Source organism: Actinokineospora cianjurensis (assembly GCF_003663795.1).
In the GTDB taxonomy this organism is placed as follows: Bacteria; Actinomycetota; Actinomycetes; order Mycobacteriales; family Pseudonocardiaceae; genus Actinokineospora; species Actinokineospora terrae.
In genome coordinates this window covers 2,809,118-2,824,508 of sequence record NZ_RCDD01000001.1, presented here as the reverse complement: position 1 = coordinate 2,824,508, position 15,391 = coordinate 2,809,118, and the positions used below count along the sequence as shown (strand labels likewise).

15 protein-coding genes and 1 pseudogene are annotated in these 15,391 nt (G+C 72.5%); 14 read left to right on the top strand and 2 right to left on the bottom strand.

Annotated features, from left to right (window positions below):
• Nucleotides 1–62 precede the first annotated feature (62 nt).
• The 4 genes from CLV68_RS12645 to CLV68_RS33840 are packed head-to-tail and all read left to right on the top strand — an operon-like array spanning nt 63 to nt 2,650.
• Nucleotides 63–1,577: a phage tail sheath family protein gene (locus CLV68_RS12645; RefSeq protein ID WP_121390524.1), complete on the top strand. Its 1,515-nt coding sequence runs from the start codon at nt 63–65 to the stop codon at nt 1,575–1,577.
• Nucleotides 1,578–1,605: 28 nt separating this feature from the next.
• Nucleotides 1,606–2,046, top strand: coding sequence for a phage tail protein (locus CLV68_RS12640; RefSeq protein WP_092778576.1), 441 nt, complete (start codon nt 1,606–1,608; stop codon nt 2,044–2,046).
• Nucleotides 2,043–2,495, top strand: a complete 453-nt coding sequence (locus CLV68_RS12635) for a hypothetical protein (protein WP_121390523.1) — start codon at nt 2,043–2,045, stop codon at nt 2,493–2,495. Before CLV68_RS12640 ends, CLV68_RS12635 begins: the two co-directional genes overlap by 4 nt.
• Nucleotides 2,492–2,650 (top strand): DUF6760 family protein, encoded by a 159-nt coding sequence (locus CLV68_RS33840; protein WP_170224254.1) that lies wholly within the window; start codon nt 2,492–2,494, stop codon nt 2,648–2,650. The genes CLV68_RS12635 and CLV68_RS33840 overlap by 4 nt, the downstream gene beginning before the upstream one ends.
• A gap of 431 nt (nt 2,651–3,081) precedes the next feature.
• On the opposite strand, the gene CLV68_RS33355 is transcribed toward CLV68_RS33840, so the two are convergent.
• A complete protein-coding gene (locus CLV68_RS33355) occupies nt 3,082–3,276 on the bottom strand; it encodes a hypothetical protein (protein ID WP_147459965.1) in 195 nt (64 codons plus the stop codon).
• A gap of 1,969 nt (nt 3,277–5,245) precedes the next feature.
• Between CLV68_RS33355 and CLV68_RS12630 the strand changes: the two genes are divergently transcribed.
• From CLV68_RS12630 to CLV68_RS35865, 10 genes and pseudogenes are all read left to right on the top strand, one after another.
• Complete coding sequence (locus tag CLV68_RS12630) at nt 5,246–5,590, top strand: hypothetical protein (RefSeq protein WP_121390522.1); 345 nt, start codon at nt 5,246–5,248, stop codon at nt 5,588–5,590.
• Nucleotides 5,591–5,600: 10 nt separating this feature from the next.
• Nucleotides 5,601–6,026 carry a phage tail protein gene (locus tag CLV68_RS12625; protein WP_121390521.1) on the top strand — a complete coding sequence of 142 codons (426 nt, stop codon included), beginning with the start codon at nt 5,601–5,603 and terminating at the stop codon, nt 6,024–6,026.
• Nucleotides 6,027–6,049: 23 nt separating this feature from the next.
• Nucleotides 6,050–6,766, top strand: coding sequence for a CIS tube protein (locus CLV68_RS12620; RefSeq protein WP_121390520.1), 717 nt, complete (start codon nt 6,050–6,052; stop codon nt 6,764–6,766).
• Entirely contained in the window at nt 6,763–8,517 is a 1,755-nt protein-coding gene (locus CLV68_RS12615) for a VgrG-related protein (protein ID WP_121390519.1), read from the top strand. The genes CLV68_RS12620 and CLV68_RS12615 overlap by 4 nt, the downstream gene beginning before the upstream one ends.
• A gap of 12 nt (nt 8,518–8,529) precedes the next feature.
• Nucleotides 8,530–8,829 (top strand): PAAR domain-containing protein, encoded by a 300-nt coding sequence (locus CLV68_RS12610; protein ID WP_121390518.1) that lies wholly within the window; start codon nt 8,530–8,532, stop codon nt 8,827–8,829.
• 2 nt (nt 8,830–8,831) lie between these two features.
• Nucleotides 8,832–9,239 (top strand): GPW/gp25 family protein, encoded by a 408-nt coding sequence (locus CLV68_RS12605; protein WP_170224253.1) that lies wholly within the window; start codon nt 8,832–8,834, stop codon nt 9,237–9,239.
• Nucleotides 9,239–11,182 carry a putative baseplate assembly protein gene (locus tag CLV68_RS12600; protein ID WP_121390517.1) on the top strand — a complete coding sequence of 648 codons (1,944 nt, stop codon included), beginning with the start codon at nt 9,239–9,241 and terminating at the stop codon, nt 11,180–11,182. Before CLV68_RS12605 ends, CLV68_RS12600 begins: the two co-directional genes overlap by 1 nt.
• A complete protein-coding gene (locus CLV68_RS12595) occupies nt 11,179–11,733 on the top strand; it encodes a phage tail protein (RefSeq protein ID WP_121390516.1) in 555 nt (184 codons plus the stop codon). The genes CLV68_RS12600 and CLV68_RS12595 overlap by 4 nt, the downstream gene beginning before the upstream one ends.
• Nucleotides 11,730–12,995 carry an NADase-type glycan-binding domain-containing protein gene (locus tag CLV68_RS12590; RefSeq protein ID WP_121390515.1) on the top strand — a complete coding sequence of 422 codons (1,266 nt, stop codon included), beginning with the start codon at nt 11,730–11,732 and terminating at the stop codon, nt 12,993–12,995. The genes CLV68_RS12595 and CLV68_RS12590 overlap by 4 nt, the downstream gene beginning before the upstream one ends.
• Nucleotides 12,996–13,165: 170 nt before the next feature.
• Nucleotides 13,166–13,837: pseudogene (locus CLV68_RS35865) on the top strand (HAMP domain-containing protein); the annotation flags it as partial.
• Nucleotides 13,838–14,322: 485 nt separating this feature from the next.
• On the opposite strand, the gene CLV68_RS35080 reads toward CLV68_RS35865, so the two are convergent.
• Nucleotides 14,323–15,270, bottom strand: a complete 948-nt coding sequence (locus CLV68_RS35080) for an ArsR/SmtB family transcription factor (protein WP_121390513.1) — start codon at nt 15,268–15,270, stop codon at nt 14,323–14,325.
• Nucleotides 15,271–15,391: the final 121 nt, after the last annotated feature.

Genomic DNA, 15,391 nt, shown 5'->3' with positions numbered 1-15,391 from the left:
CGCCGGGGCGGCGATCCGCGGAACCCTGTTACCAGGCACGAGATCCGAGATGAGGAGCGACCATGCCGCAGTACCTCTCCCCAGGTGTGTACGTGGAGGAGGTCCAGACCGGGGCGCGACCGATCGAGGGGGTCGGCACGGCGGTCGCCGCCTTCGTCGGGTTCGCCGAGCAGGGCCCGTTCCACCGGCCGACCCTGGTGACCAGTTGGAACCAGTACGCGCAGCTGTTCGGCGGGTTCACCGAGGGCGCGTACCTGCCGCACGCCATCTACGGCTACTTCAGCAACGGCGGCGGCTCGGCCTACGTGGTGCGGGTGGGCGGTCCGGCCGCTGACGCCGCCGCCCCCGCACCGGAGCCGGTCACCGTGGGCGGGCTGCTGGTGGCGCCCCGCCCGGATGCCGGGCCCGACCTGTCCGTGGAGATCGCCGACGCGGACGGCGAGAACCCGCCTGACGACCGGTTCAAGCTGCTGGTGCGGCAAGGGACCAAGGTCGTCGAGACGTTCGACGTGTCGACCCGCAAGAACGTCAAGAACTACGTCGTCACCCAGGTCGGCGAACGGTCCAAATTGGTCACCGTGACCGAGCGGCCGGGGACCGCGCTGAGCAAGCCGGAACGGCAGTCGGTGACCCTCGCCGCGGCGGAGCGGCCAAGGGAGTCCACTTCAGTCGATGCCGCCGAGTACATCGGCGACGCCGAGGAGCGGACCGGATTCGGTGGCCTGGAGTCGATCGACGAGGTCACCATGGTCGCGGTCCCTGATCTGATGGGCGCCTACCAGCGCGGCGCGATCGACCTGGAGGGCGTCAAGACGGTGCAGCTCGCGGTGATCTCGCACTGCGAGCAGATGGGCGACCGGGTCGCCGTGCTCGACTCCCCGCCCGGGCTGTCCGCGCAGCAGGTCCGCGGCTGGCGGCAGGACACGGCGGGCTACGACTCCAAGCACGCGACGCTGTACTACCCGTGGATCAAGGTGTTCGACCCGTCCGTCGGCCGCAACTCCATCGTGCCGCCGTCCGGTCACGTCGCGGGTGTGTGGGCGCGCAACGACGTCGAGCGCGGTGTCCACAAAGCACCGGCCAACGAGGTCATCCGCGGCGCGGTCGACCTGGAGCTGACGCTGAGCAAGGGCGAGCAGGACCTGCTCAACCCGGTGGGCGTCAACTGCGTGCGGGCCTTCCCCGGCCGCGGCATCCGGATCTGGGGCGCGCGCACGCTGTCGTCGGATCCGGCGTGGCGCTACCTGAACGTGCGCAGACTGTTCAACTACCTGGAGGAGTCGATCCTGCTGGGCACCCAGTGGGTGGTGTTCGAGCCCAACGACGACCGGCTGTGGTCGAGCATCCGGCGCAACATCACCGCGTTCCTCACCGAGCAGTGGCGCAGGGGCGCGCTGTTCGGGCGCACCGCGCAGGAGGCGTTCTACGTCAAGTGCGACCGGGACAACAACCCGCAGGAGTCCATCGACCTCGGTCAGGTCGTGTGCGAGATCGGTGTGGCACCGGTGAAGCCCGCCGAGTTCGTGGTGTTCCGGCTGGCGCAGTTCTCCGACAGCACCAGCCTGGTCAGTGAGTAAGGCAGTCGCGAGTAGAGGGAGGTAGACCATGGCAGAGGGCGACGCGCTGTCCACCCACGTCTTCGGGGTGCAGCTGGGCGGGTACGAGGTCGAGTCGCTGCAGGAGGTGAGCGGCCTGGTCGTCGAGGAGGACGTCGTGGAGGTGTCCCAGGTGACCCCGCAGGGCAAACCCCTGCTGCGCAAGCAACCCGGCGCGCGCAAGGGCGGCGAGATCGTGCTGACCCGCGGGCTCGACCAGAGCAGTGAGTTCACCAAGTGGCTCAAGGAGACCCTGAACAAGGGCGCGGTGGCCTCGGCGCGGCAGAACATCACCATCGAGGTCAAGGACAGCGAGGGCACCACGGTGCGCCGGATGCAGCTGATGAACGGGTGGGCCAGCAAGTGGGAGGGCCCCTCGCTCAAGGCGGGCGAGTCCTCCGCGGCGACGGAGAAGGTCACCATCACCTTCGAGGACATCGAGGTCGAATGAGGCGCCGGACGGTCAGCCTCGGTGACCTCGACGAGCTGGTCGAGGTCACCAAGAAGAGCAAGCGGCAGTCGGAGCAGTCGTCGCACACCGAGTTCGAGTTCGAGCTGCCGCGCGGCTACGTGGACCAGAACGGCACCAAGCACCGCGCGGGCCGGATGCGCCTGGCCACCGCGCGCGACGAGCTGCGGCCGCTGATCGACGTGCGGGTCAAGGAGAACCCGGCGTACCTGAGCGTGGTGCTGCTCAGCCAGGTGATCACCGAGCTCGGTGAGGTGTCCGACGTGCACGCGGGCGTGGTGGAGCAGATGTACGCCACCGACATCGCGTTCCTGCAGGACTTCTACCGGCGGATCAACAGCGAGGGCCACACGAGGGCGGCCGTGGCGTGCCCGTCCTGCGGGTCCACCTTCGACGTCGACCTGGCGGGTGGGCGCCTGGGGGAATCGTGACGTACCCGCCCGACCGGCTGGCCGAGGAGGTCGCTTACGTGGCGTACCACTTCCACTGGCCGCGCGCGGAGATCCTCGACCTGACGCACGGGGAACGCGCCGGGTGGGTGCGCGAGATCAGCCGGATCAACACCAGGGTCAACGGAGGGGGGTGAGCGTCGATGTCCATATTGGACCGATTTCGCAAGCCGAGGTCCACACCGGACCGACCAGCGTGGGACGGGGGCTGGCGCGCGGTGCGGCCACTCGCCCCGGTATCGGTGCGCGACGGAGTCTCGGTGTCGGACGGACTCGCCTTCCGCTCGACCCTCGCGTCCTGGCACGACCCGTCGCTGGTGGGCGAGATGTCCCACTCGATCTCGGCCACCGCCCCGTCCGGCGTGGCCCACGGCGTCGTCCGCGCCCCGGCGGCCGCCACCCAGCCCGGTCCGCTGCTGCGCGCGGTCCAGGCACCGCCCTCGGTACCGGTGGTCGAGCAGGCGCCTAGCCCGCCCGTCGTTCACCGGGCCTCGGTGAGCTCCGGCCCGCATCGCGCACCGGTTGGGACCGCGGCCCAACGGGCCGTGCCCTCGGCCGGGGTCAGGGTTCAGCGAGCCACGTCGCGGCGGGAGACGGCGAGCGTGGACGGCGCGGGACCGGCTGCTCGACCGCTGACGCCCGGCGCCAGTCCGGACACCGCAGCGGCACCGGACCAGGGCAACGCCCTTGCCGCACCGCTGGTCAGGCTCGTCGACCCGGTGGTCCAGCAGGCCGCGCCGCCGACGGTCGACCATGGCGGCACACCCGCTCAGCCTGGTGGACCACAGATCCCCCCACGTGCTCCGGCCAAGCCTGTCGGCGCAGTGGCCCGGCAATCCATGCCGACGCGCAGCGCTCGGGCCCTCGGACCGCCCATTCGCCGCCACGAGTCAGTGGCCGGTGGCGACACCGCGGTGGCCCAGCGCGGGGTGTCGTCGGGAGAGAGAACGGGCCGCGGCGGCATACCGGTCGGCTCGGTGCTCCATCCCAGCGCGTCCCCGGGTGCACCGCTGGTCGGCCCGGTCGTCCAGCGGTCCGCGGTCTCGGAGGCCAGTCACAAACGGCCCGCTCCCGCGGATCCGAGCACGCGGGTCGACACGGTGATTCACCGAGCCGCGGTCGACACCGCTGCTCCGAAACAACCCCCGCCCCCTTCCGCACCTCTGGTCGGACCAGTCGACACAACGGTCCAGCGGGCCGTAGTCGGGACAACCGCCCCCCGCGACACACCGGGACAACCCGCGCCCTCATCGGCAGTCCCGAGCGCGCCGCTGATCGGCCCGATCGACTCGGTCATCCACCGGCCCGAGCCCCTTGGCCCCGAGCCCGCCGAACCGACGCCCACCTCAGCCGGTCCAGGCACGCCACCGGTCAAGCGGATCAACCAGACCAAGACCACTTCCCCCAGCGCAGCACCACACCGGCCCGCCGGACCCCCGTCCACCTCAACCAGTCCGGACACGCCTGTGGCCGGGCGGGTCGACACGGTCGTTCACCAGACCAACCCCCCTAGCCCCGCTGTCGCACCGCAGCGGCCTGCCGGATCCCAGGCCGCCTCGGCCAGTCCAAGCACGCCACCGGTCAAGCGGGTCAACGCGGTTCACCAGACCAAGACCACTGGCCCTGGCAACGCGCCGCGACAGCCCGCCGGACCGCCAACCACCTCAGCCGATCCGAGCGCGCCGCCGGTCAGACGGGCCGACACGACCACTCACCGGACCACGGCCGACAGCGCTCACCACGCCTTGATACAGCCCCCTGCCGAAGCTCCGAAGGCGCTAGCCGAGCGGATCGACACCGTCGTCCACCAGACCAAGCCCCTCGGCCCCACTCACGCACCGCAGCAGCCCACCTCAACGGGCCCCGGCGCACCTCTGGTCAGGCAGATCGACACGGTCGTACACCAGACCAGGCCCTTTGGCCCCAATGAGGCACCGGAGCGGCCCACCGGATCACCCGCCCCAGTCGGTCCTGGCGCACCTCTGGCCAGGCAGATCGACACGGTCGTTCGCCAGAGCGAGCCCCTAGGCCCCGATGAGGCACCGGACCGGCCCACCTCAGTCGGTCCCGGCACGCCAGTGGTCAGGCAGATCGACACCGTCGTTCACCAGGGTCGTAGCGACGCATCGCGGCGGCCCGCGCCCACCTCAGCCGGTCCGAGCACGCCACTGGTCAGGCGGACCGACGCAGCGGTCCAGCGGGCCGCGGTCGAGACCACTGGCCGTGGGCCTGCCGGTCCAGCAGCCCCCTCAGATGGTCCGAGCGCACCACGGCTCGGTGCAGCGCGAGAGCCGCTCCGGTCACCGGTCGTCAGTGCGAGGTCCGGTCAGGGCGTACCCCGGGGACGGGTCGGGCCTCCGGTGCGGGAGGTCGGAGCGCCGAGCCGGTCGGCCTCGGCGCCTCCCAGCCCACCGGCGCCGGTCGCCCTGAAGCACGTCGACGGGACCAGGCCAAGCGAGCCAACACGCCCCACCCTCGGCACCGAGTCAGACACGACCCAAGTCGACTCCGGACAGTCGAGCATCCGCCACGCCGCCAAGAAGACCGACGCAGGTCCGGCAGGCCCGGTTCTCACGCGCCGAGCCCAGCCGGACACCCCCGCCGACAACAGACCCCCGACTCCGATCGCCCCACCCGGACGAGTCCCCCGGGTCCAGCACGTCCAGCGCTCGACGCCCGCTCCCGCGAAGCCGACGCTCGGCCGGGACCACCCCCTCCAACTCGCCCTCCACGTGGATCGCCCCGGCGCGGATCCCCACCAGGGCGTCACCACGCCACCCGCGGTCCAGCGCCTCACCCCGGCTGACAAGCCATCCGGCCCGAGCACCGTGGTCGCGAAGCGGAGCCCCCCACCTACTCCCCCCACTCCGCGCGCGGCGCCACCGCCTCCTCCCCCGCGCCCCGCGCCCGTCCAGCGCAGGGCCGCACCGAGGAAGCGGTCCCGCACCGACCCGACCGCCGACCAGGACCTGGACGACCTGGCGCGTGGTCTGCTCGACCCGCTGACGCGCCTGCTGCGCGCCGAGTTGCGCCACGGCCGGGAGCGCGCCGGGCACCGCAACGACCACCGCCGCTGAGAGGGATCCCATGACCAGCACCGTTTTCGCCACCACCGTGTTCTTCCAGTTGACCATCGGCGGCAACGACCTCGGCGCGTTCCACACCTGCCAGGGGCTCGGCGCGCAGATGGAGGTGGAGCAGTTCACCGAGGGCGGCAACAACGGGTTCACCTGGCAACTGCCCTCGCGGATCACCTGGACGAACATCACCATGACCCGGCCGGTGACGGCGGACTCGGCGAAGGTGGTGCGCTGGCTCACCGAGGTGGTGCGGCGGGTGGAGCGCAAGAGCGGCGAGATCGTGGCGCTGGCGCCGGACCTGACGCCGATCACCCGGTGGCAGGTGCAGGGGATCGTGCCGGTGCGCTGGACCGGGCCGTCGTTCGACCCGGCGGACTCGCAGGCCGCGGTGGAGACCCTGGAGTTCGCGCACGAGGGCCTGCTCGCTTCCTGACCGAGCTGACGAGGACGGACGAGATGGCAGCACAGAGCCTGGCCAGGGCCCGGTTGGTGATCATGGAACCGCCCGCGAAGGTGGGCGCGAAGCCGGGCGCGCGGCTGGCGAGCGTGCCGTTCCAGTTCAACCCCAACACCCTCGCGCTGGCCAAGAGCGTCGAGTGGCGGCGCAAACCGTCGCGGATGGCGGGTCAGGCGGCGTTGCCGGAGTTCGTCGGCAGCGGACCGCGGACGCTGTCGGTGGAGGTCTTCCTCGACGCCACCGCCACGCACGACAACTCGGTGGAGGAGCGGGTCGAGAAGCTGATGGTGGCGTGCGTGCCGACCAAGCGGAGCCTGGCGCGCAAGAAGCCAGCCAGCCCGTGGGTGCGGTTCGAGTGGGGTACCGCGCGGACCACGTCGTTCGACGGGATCCTGGCGAACCTGTCCGTCGACTACGCACTGTTCGATGTGGACGGAAAGCCGCTGCGCGCCACCTGCGCACTGTCCATTGAGGAAGCCGGGGCGGACACACCCGGCCAGAACCCGACGTCCGGGTCGCCGGGGGCGCGCCGCACGCACCGGGTCGTCGCCGGGGACAGCCTGCCGCAACTGGCCTGGCAGGAGTACGGGGACGCGACGCTGTGGCGGCCGATCGCCGAGGCCAACGACATCGACGACCCGATGGTGCTCCCGGTCGGCCGGGAGCTGCTGCTGCCCGGCGCGGCGGAGGTCACCGAGCAGGACGGAGCCGCATGAGGACCCAGGGCGGGCGGGCCTTCGCCGCCGATCCGATCGTCGCCGCGCCGGGGCCGCTGCCCGCCCCGTGGGACAAGCAGTTGGTGAGCTGCGTGGTCGACGAGAGCGTCGGACTGCCGGACGCCGCGGTGCTGACCTACCGCGACGGCGACCACGAGCTGCTCGCCGCGACCGGCATCACCATCGGCACACCGCTGCGGGTGTCGGTGTCCACGGTGAGCGGCACGGCGCAGGAACTGCTGTTCATCGGCGAGGTCACCGCGCTGGAGCTCGACGCGGACACAACCGGCACGTTCACCGTGGTGCACGCGATGAGCAGGGCGCACCGGCTCTTCCGCGGCCGCAAGGTGGAGGCGTTCCGCAACATGACCGCGGCCGACATCGTGCGCAAGGTCGCCAAGGGCGCGGGCGTCACCGTCGGCAGGGTCGAGCTGGCACCGGTCACCTACACCCAGCTCAGCCAGGCCGGTGTGTCCGATTGGGACTTCCTGGCCCAGCTCGCCCACGACCACGGCGTCGTGCTGCAGGTCGACGACAAGGGCGTCCTGCACCTGACGAAGCCCGAACCGGCGAGCAAGGCGCCATCACCGAGCACGTCCTCCGCGGTCGACCCGCTGGTGCTCGAACACGGCGAGAACGTGACGGCCCTGCACGCGACGTTGACCAGCGCCGAGCAGGTCAGCGCGGTGGAGGTCCGGTCGTGGGACGTCAAGACGAAGAAGGCGCACGTGGCCGTGGAGCCCGCGCTCAAGAGCAGGACCGTCGCGCCGGGGATGACCCCGTCGGCGGTGTTCGGCCCCAGGGCGCGGATGCTGGTGACCGACACTCCATACGGGACGCAGGCGGAGACGGCCGCCGTGGCGCGCGGGGTCGCCGCCTCGGCTGCCGCGGGGTTCGGCGAGATCGAGGCGGTCGCCAACGGCAACCCCAAGCTGCGGGCTGGTGTTCCGGTGGCGCTGGCCAAGGTGGGCGCGGCGTTCTCCGGCAAGTACACCGCGACGGCGGTGCGCCACGTCCTGGAGCCGGGGTTGGGCTACCGCACCGTGGTCACGGTCAGCGCCTCGGCCGACCGGTCGTTGGCGGGGCTGGTGGCCGGGGCGAACGCCCCAGTCCGCTCGCCGAGGATGCCGGGGCTTGCGATCGCCGTGGTGACCGACATCAAGGACCCGACCGAGCGCGGCGGCGTGCGGTTGAGGTTCCCCTGGCTGGACGACAACTACGTCACCGACTGGGTCCGAACCGTGCAGTGGGGCGGCATCCGCGGCGGCGGCGTGTTCAGCCCGGAGGTCAACGACGAGGTGCTGGTCGGGTTCGAGCAGGGCAGCCTCGACCGACCGTACGTGCTCGGCGGGCTCTACAACGGGGTCGACAAACCGTCCACGCACGACGTTCCGCTCGTCGACCGCAAGACCGGCAAGCTCAACCGGCGGTCGCTGGTCTCGCGCACCGGCAACCGGCTGGAGCTGCTCGACGGGACCGCCAAGTCCGGGGTGCGGATCGCCAGCGGCGACAAGCGCCTGGAGGTCGTCCTGGACGAGAAGACCGGGCGCATCGACGTGCGGGTGCGTGGTCGCGGCGGCGGTCGGGTGCTCAGCTCGATGCGCATGGATTCCCGCGGCATCACCGTCGACGCCAAGCGCGGTGCCCTCGTCCTCAAGGGACGGACGGTGTCGGTCGAGGCCGCGACCTCGGCGTCGGTCAGCGGCGGCACGGAAGCGGTCGTCAAGGGCCTGACGGTCCGGATCAACTGAGAGGAGGCCGCGATGTTCCCCGCCGCACGCCTGGGCGACAAGACCAGCCACGGTGGCGCGGTCGGCCCGCCACCGCCCGTCGTGGCGGCCAAGGTGGCGACCGTGCTGATCGAGGGCAAACCGGCCGCGGTCATCGGCAGCACGCACGTGTGCGTCATCCCGCCGCACGCCGCGCTCGGCCCCGGCAACGTGCTCCAACCGCGCATCGGCCGGGTGCTCATCGGCGGGCTGGTCGCGGCCAGGGTCGGCGACAAGTCCACCTGCGGCGCCACGGTCGTGACCGGCGCGCTGACAGTCCGAATAGGAGGGTGAGCGTGGCGGCGGACTTCATCGGCAGGGGCTGGGGCTTCCCGCTGCGCGTCGGACCGACCGGCGGCATCGGCATGGTCGAGCGCGACCAGGAGATCGAGGAGGCCATCTGGCTGATCCTGGGCACCGCGCCCGGGGAACGGCCGATGCGGCCGGAGTTCGGCTGCGGCATCCACGACCACGTGTTCGCCGCGACCGACGGGGCGACCGCGGGCCACCTGGCGCGCGAGGTGCGCACCGCGCTGGACCGGTGGGAGCCGCGGGTGGACACCGTCGCCGTCGATGTCGACTTCGACCCGGTCGAGGTGGGCACGCTGCACATCTCGATCCACTACACCATCCGCGCGACCAACGACCAGCGCAACCTGGTGTTCCCCTTCTACACCATCCCCTCCGAAGGTGAGCCGGACTGATGGCCCTGCCCGCACCCGACCTGGACGACCGCCGGTTCCAGCAGCTCGTCGACGAGGCGAAGCGGTACGTGCGCGACCGGTGTCCCGAGTGGACCGACCACAACGTCTCCGACCCCGGTGTCACGCTGATCGAGACCTTCGCGCAGATGGTCGACCAGCTCGTCTACCGGCTCAACCGGGTGCCCGAGCGCAACTACCTGGCGTTCCTGGACCTGCTGGGTGTGCGGCTGTTCCCGCCGACGGCGGCGCGGGCGCGGGTCACGTTCTGGCTCTCGGCGCCGCAGGTGGAGGTGGTGCTGCTGCCACCGGGGACCGAGGTCGCGACGGTCCGCGCGGAGACCACGGAGGCGGTCGTGTTCGCCACGACCTCGCCGCTGCCGATCGTGCCGTGCGAGCTCGACGCGCTGGTCACCAGGAGCGCGGCCGGTGAGCACGTCGACCGCACCAAGGACCTCGCGGCAGGCCAGGACGTGCGGTGCTTCCAAGCGACTCCGGCCGTGGACGACTCGACGTTGTTCGGCCTGTCCGCCGCGGCGCCGCAGTGCGTGGTGGTGCTGCGCCTGGACAGTCGGGTGGAGGGCATCGGTGTCGACCCGCGTCAGCCGCCGCTGGTGTGGGAGGCGTGGGACGGGCGTGGGTGGACCGTGTGCGAGACCGACGAGGACAGCACGGGTGGGCTCAACCGCCCGGGCGAGGTCGTCGTGCACCTGCCCGCGTCGCATGTGGAGTCGGTGATCGCGGGCAGGCGGGCTGGGTGGGTGCGCGCTCGGGTGAGCGAACCCGAGGCCGGTCAGCCGTTCTACTCCGAGTCGCCGACGATCCGCGTCGCCGAGGCGTTCACCATCGGCGGCACGGTCGCCGTCGAGCACGCCGAGGCCGTGCCGGATGTGCCGCTGGGGTTGTCGCAAGGTGTTCCCGGGCAACGGTTCACCCTGCCCAGGACGCCGGTGCTGACCGATGGCGACCCGATCACCGTGCTGGTGTCCGACGGCGACGGGTGGCAGCGGTGGACCGCGGTCGAGCACTTCGGCGAGTCAGGGCCTGGCGACCGGCACGTGGTGCTGGACGCAACGCTCGGCGAGGTGCGGTTCCCGCCCGCGGTGCGCACGGCTGACGGCGATTTGCGTTACTACGGCGCGGTTCCGCCGAAGGGGTCGGCGGTTCTGGTGGAGCAGTACCGGACCGGGGGCGGCCGCGCGGGGAATGTCGCTCGTGGGGCGATCTCGGTGCTGCGCAGCTCGGTCCCGTACATCTCGGCGGTGGAGAACCGGGAGGCGGCTCGCGGCGGGGTCGACGGCGAGACGGTGGCGGAGGCTCGAACCCGTGCGCCGCAGGAATTGCGCGTGCAGGACCGGGCCGTGACCGCGTCCGACTACGAACGCCTGGCGCACCAGGCGGCACCTTCGCTGGCGCGGGTGCGGTGTCTCCCCTCGGCGGATGAGCCCGGTGCCGCGCGGGTGCTGGTGGTGCCCTCGGCGACGGTCGGCCACGGCGAACGGCTGCGGATCGAGCAGTTGGTGCCGTCCGACGAGGTGCTGGCGACCGTGGCGGGGCACCTCGACGCGCGACGGCTGTTGGGGACGCGGGCCATCGTGAGTCCGCCGCGGTACCAGGGGATCACGGTGGTGGCGCGGTTGGTGGCGCCGGACGCCGACGTCGACGGGGTGCGGGCAGGGGCGCAGGACGCGCTGCACGGGTATCTCGACCCGATGACCGGGGGCGCGGACGGCACGGGGTGGGCGTTCGGCCGGGCGGTGCAGTACGGCGAGATCTTCGCTGTGCTGCAACGGGTTCCGGGGGTTGGCATGGTGGAGGAGATCTTGTTGTTCCCGGCCAACCCGCTGACCGGCGCCCGTGGTGGACGGGTGGACCGGCTGGAGCTGACGCCGGACGCGCTGGTGTTCTCCCACCAGCACCAGGTGACCGTGGTGGGTGCCCAGTGACCCGCGCCGCGGTGCCCGGGCTGCCGAGCACGCACCCCATCGGGGAACTGCTGCCCGCGCTGTACGCCGCCGATGACTTCGCCGCACGCTTCACCGCGGGCCTCGACGACGTGCTCTCGGTCATCCTGTCCACTTTGGACAACCTGACCGCCTACCTCGACCCCGCCCTGACCCCCGAGGACTTCCTGGCCTGGCTGGCCTCCTGGGTCGCCGAGTCCCCAGACCCCCGCTGGCCCGCAGAGGTCCGCCGCGACCTCGTCCGCCGCGCGACCGCCCTGCACCGGGACCGCGGCACCCCCCGCGGCCTGGCCACCCGCCTCCGCCTGACCCTGGGCGTCGGCGTCACCATCACCGACGGCCCCGGCGTGGCCTGGTCCCCCGCCGCGGGCGCCGAGCTCCCCGGCACACCCCCGGAACTCGTGATCCGCGTCTGGCCCGACCGATCCCCGGCAGACCACGACCAGGTCACCGCCGTCGTGGCCGCCCATTGCCCCCTGCACCTCACCCCGCGGATCGAGGTACTCCCAGCCCCACCCGAGGACCCCACATGACCCGCCCCTGCCCCGTCTGCGGCACCCAGGTCCAGACCACGGACGACTTCTGCGGCAACTGCGCCACCTACCTCGGCTGGTCCACCACAGACCCGGCCGCCCCTGCACCAGGCGCGGATTCCGTGCAGCAGCCCGAGAAATCCGTCTCACAACCGGTCGACGCCGGTACCGAGGCCCACCGCGCAGACGACTCCGCGACCATCGACGACCCCGTCACGGGCACGAACAAGCCCGCCCAACACACCACCGCGGGTCCTCCCCCGCGGTCCGGAGGGTCCACCGCGCGACCGGCCGACAACCCGACGACCGGTGCCTCGACCCGCCGGACAGATGGTTCGGCAACCGTCCCCACCACGGGCGCGACCGAACCTGCCACGCAGGCCACTGGCGCCGTGCATCCGGGCGACGAGCCCGCCACCAACCCGGCGGCTTCCCTCTTCGCCGAACCCACGCCCGCTCCTGCCCGCGTTGCTCGCGATCCCGCCACGCCACCACCCCCCGAGCTGGACACCGCTCCCGTACTCCCGGGAAGGCCGGTCGCCCAACGCCCGGTCGCGTCCGCTGCCCAAGCCGACACCGTCGAGGGCCCGCCGTGTCCGGTGTGCGGGACGTCGAACCCGCCCGGCCGGAAGTTCTGCCGCCGCTGCGCCACTCCCCTCGACCCCACGGCCACGGCGGCCGCCACCGCCCGCCGACGGTGGTCCTGGCACGGCGACCGTTCCCGCTGGCTACGCGCGGTCGTCGCCCTCCTGGTCGTCGCCGCCCTCGTCGTCCTCGGCGTGGCCCTCTACCCCCACCTCGACCCCGCCGTCCAGGACATCCGCGACCGCCTGTCCACCCCCGCCGCCATCGCCCCCCGAACGGTCACCGCCACCGCCGAACTCCCCGACCACCCCGCCCGCGCCGCCGCCGACGGCCTGTCCAACCGCTACTGGGGCACCCCCACGCCAGGCGCCCAGGCCACCTTCACCTTCGCCGAGCCCATCCGCCTGCTGTCGGTGGTGATCCACACCGGCCCCACCACCGACCGGGACCACTTCACCGACCAGGCCCGCCCCACCACCGTCGACCTCACCACCACCAGCACCGACGGCACCACCCGCACCACCACCATCACCCTCGCCGACGAACCCGGCCCCCAGCGCACCGACCTCGGCACCTCCGACGTCACCCAGGCCCGCCTGACCATCCGCTCCGCCACCCCCCAGACCCCCACCACCCACATAGCCCTCGGCGAGATCGAGTTCTTCCGCCGCCCCTGACCCGACCCGAAGCCGCGGCCGCAATCATGCGGGTGAACCCACGCCAGCGCCGCTGACCCGCCCGCCCGGGTGACGGACCTCAGAACCGGGGCAGGCCCGCCGATGCGACGGCGACTGGGGATCGGCCGCCGGTACGCGCAGGGGGAGCATCCGCACCATCGTCGCCGCGGATGGTGCCATGCCGACGGCGAACCGGCCGCTGCTCGACGAGGTGGTCCGCGGGACCCGCGCCGCCACGCCCGAGATCTACGACATGTACCTGTGCTTCGACGCCCCCGGCGACCCGCGGCCACCAGTACCGCTGGATCAAGGACGAGACCGGCAAGCCCGTGCGGCAGGACCTCGACGACGCGGCGAACGCCGACGCCATCACCTACGCCTGGTACACCGAGCCGAAGCGCACCGGCGCGGAGGGCGTCGTCGAGCCGTACTACGACGCCAACCTCAAGGCGCTGATGACCTCGGTGACCTGGGCGCCGGTCGAGGGGACGGGCTGGACGCTGGCGACGGTGACCCCGATGAGCGACGTCCTCGCCCCGGTCGGCGCGCTGCGGACCAAGCTGATCGGCTTCGCGCTCGTCATCGCCCTCGTCCTGCTCGCGACCGTCTGGTTCACCACCCGCCGCCTGACCGCCCGGATGCCCGTCCTGCGCACCGCCGCGCTCGACATCGCCCGCGGTCGCCTCGACGTCACCCTGCCCCGCTCCGGGCGCGATGAACTGGGTGAGCTGGCCGGGGCCTTCGGCGAGATGGTGGCGACCCTGCGCCGCACCGCCGACCACCTGCGCCGGATCGCCTCCGGTGACCTGACCGCCCCGATCGAGCCCGCCGGTGTCGACGACGAACTCGGCACCGCGCTCGTGCAGATGCAGCGCGGGCTCACCACCTCGGTGCAGGCAGTGGTGGACACCGCGGCGGACCTCACCGGATCGGCCGAGGCGCTGCGCGGCCAGGCCGACGAACTGCGCGAGAGCGCGAAGGTGACCCACACCGAGTCGGCGGCGGCCAGCATCGGCGCGACCGAGTTCAGCGCGAGCGTCGCGGAGATCGCCTCGTCCATCTCGCGCGGCTCGACCCTCGCCGCCGACGCCGAGCAGGCGACCGAGACCATGACCGCCCAGCTGCACAGCCTCGCCGGGTCGTCGGCCGCCATCGCGGGCGTGGTCGAAGTGATCACCAGGATCGGCGCCATCCAGTCCGATGTGGACGGCACGCGCCAGGTGATCGAGCGGATCGGCACCTCAATCCGCGACATGGCCCAACTCCAGACCACCCATCGTCGCCGCGGTCGAGTCCACATGGGGCGATCTCCAGCGCGAGTTGTCGGTCAGGCCCCTTGGGGTTTCGCCCGGGCGAGCAGGGCGGTGGCCGTGGGTGTCAGGGAGTGGCAGGCGGTGCCGTGGTGGCGGCCGGTGGTGATCAGGCCCGCTTCGCGCAGGATCGCGGTGTGCTGGCTGATGGCCGCAGCCGAGGTGCCCGCGTGGCGGGCGAGGGTCGTGGTGGTGGCGACGCCCTCGGCGATGGCGGTGAGGATGGTGGCCCGGGTGCGGCCGAGGAGCCTGGCCAGGCCCGCGGGCGGCTGGGGGCGCTCGGTGCGGACGGCGGGGTAGATCAGCAGCATCCGGTCGCCGTCGCGCAGCAGCGTCGGGGACCGCTGGAAGTAGGACGGGACGATGTCGAGCCCCCGGCCGTCGAGGGTGGTCTCGGCCTCGAAGGGGCAGCCGACGTCGAGGACCGCGCCGGTCCAGCGGATCAGCGGGTGCAGGCCAGCCAGGAGCCGGTCGACGCCGCCGTCGGCGAGGTCGCGGGCGCGGGCGGCGCGGTCGAGGGTGAAGGAGTCCTGCACCGCGGACCACTCGGGGCGGATGGCCAGGTCGTGGTAGGCGCGCAGGGACGCCAGCAGGTCGCGGCGGACGGCGAGGTCGTCGTCGAGGCCGCGCAGCACCGACGGCATCCGGCCCGACCAGCGGGCGAACCAGTCGAGTTCGGCCCGCACGCGCGCCCGCGGACTGGCGAGCAGGGCGTCGTCGTCGACCCCGGCACCCATGAGCGCCACCAGGTCCAGGAAGTGCGGGCCGCGCGGGGAGATCGCCGCGAGCATCCGCGACCACGGGCCGAGACCGACCCGGACCCGGTCGCGCCACGGCTCCAGGTGCGCCCCGTCCGCGCCGCCGCGCAGGGCGTTGAGGCTGAACAGGGTCTCCGCGACCGGTGTCGGGGACGGGAACAGGCGAACCCGGGCGACGTCGGCGGAGCTGAGGATGAGCCGGTGCACGGCAGGGATCTTTCCCGGCGCTGAACCGATCTACCAGGGGGTTTAAGCGGCAACTTCAGCGCGTCGCGGCGGGGGTGGCGCCGCGGCCAGGCTGACGCCCGTCAGATTCCCGCTAGCCGAA

What these genes read in the sequence shown, in the direction of transcription:
- CLV68_RS12645 (WP_121390524.1), top strand. Translation starts at nt 63, where the DNA reads ATGCCGCAGTACCTCTCCCCAGGTGTGTACGTGGAGGAGGTCCAGACC.
- CLV68_RS12640 (WP_092778576.1), top strand. Translation starts at nt 1,606, where the DNA reads ATGGCAGAGGGCGACGCGCTGTCCACCCACGTCTTCGGGGTGCAGCTG.
- CLV68_RS12635 (WP_121390523.1), top strand. Translation starts at nt 2,043, where the DNA reads ATGAGGCGCCGGACGGTCAGCCTCGGTGACCTCGACGAGCTGGTCGAG.
- CLV68_RS12625 (WP_121390521.1), top strand. Translation starts at nt 5,601, where the DNA reads ATGACCAGCACCGTTTTCGCCACCACCGTGTTCTTCCAGTTGACCATC.
- CLV68_RS12620 (WP_121390520.1), top strand. Translation starts at nt 6,050, where the DNA reads ATGGCAGCACAGAGCCTGGCCAGGGCCCGGTTGGTGATCATGGAACCG.
- CLV68_RS12615 (WP_121390519.1), top strand. Translation starts at nt 6,763, where the DNA reads ATGAGGACCCAGGGCGGGCGGGCCTTCGCCGCCGATCCGATCGTCGCC.
- CLV68_RS12610 (WP_121390518.1), top strand. Translation starts at nt 8,530, where the DNA reads ATGTTCCCCGCCGCACGCCTGGGCGACAAGACCAGCCACGGTGGCGCG.
- CLV68_RS12600 (WP_121390517.1), top strand. Translation starts at nt 9,239, where the DNA reads ATGGCCCTGCCCGCACCCGACCTGGACGACCGCCGGTTCCAGCAGCTC.
- CLV68_RS12590 (WP_121390515.1), top strand. Translation starts at nt 11,730, where the DNA reads ATGACCCGCCCCTGCCCCGTCTGCGGCACCCAGGTCCAGACCACGGAC.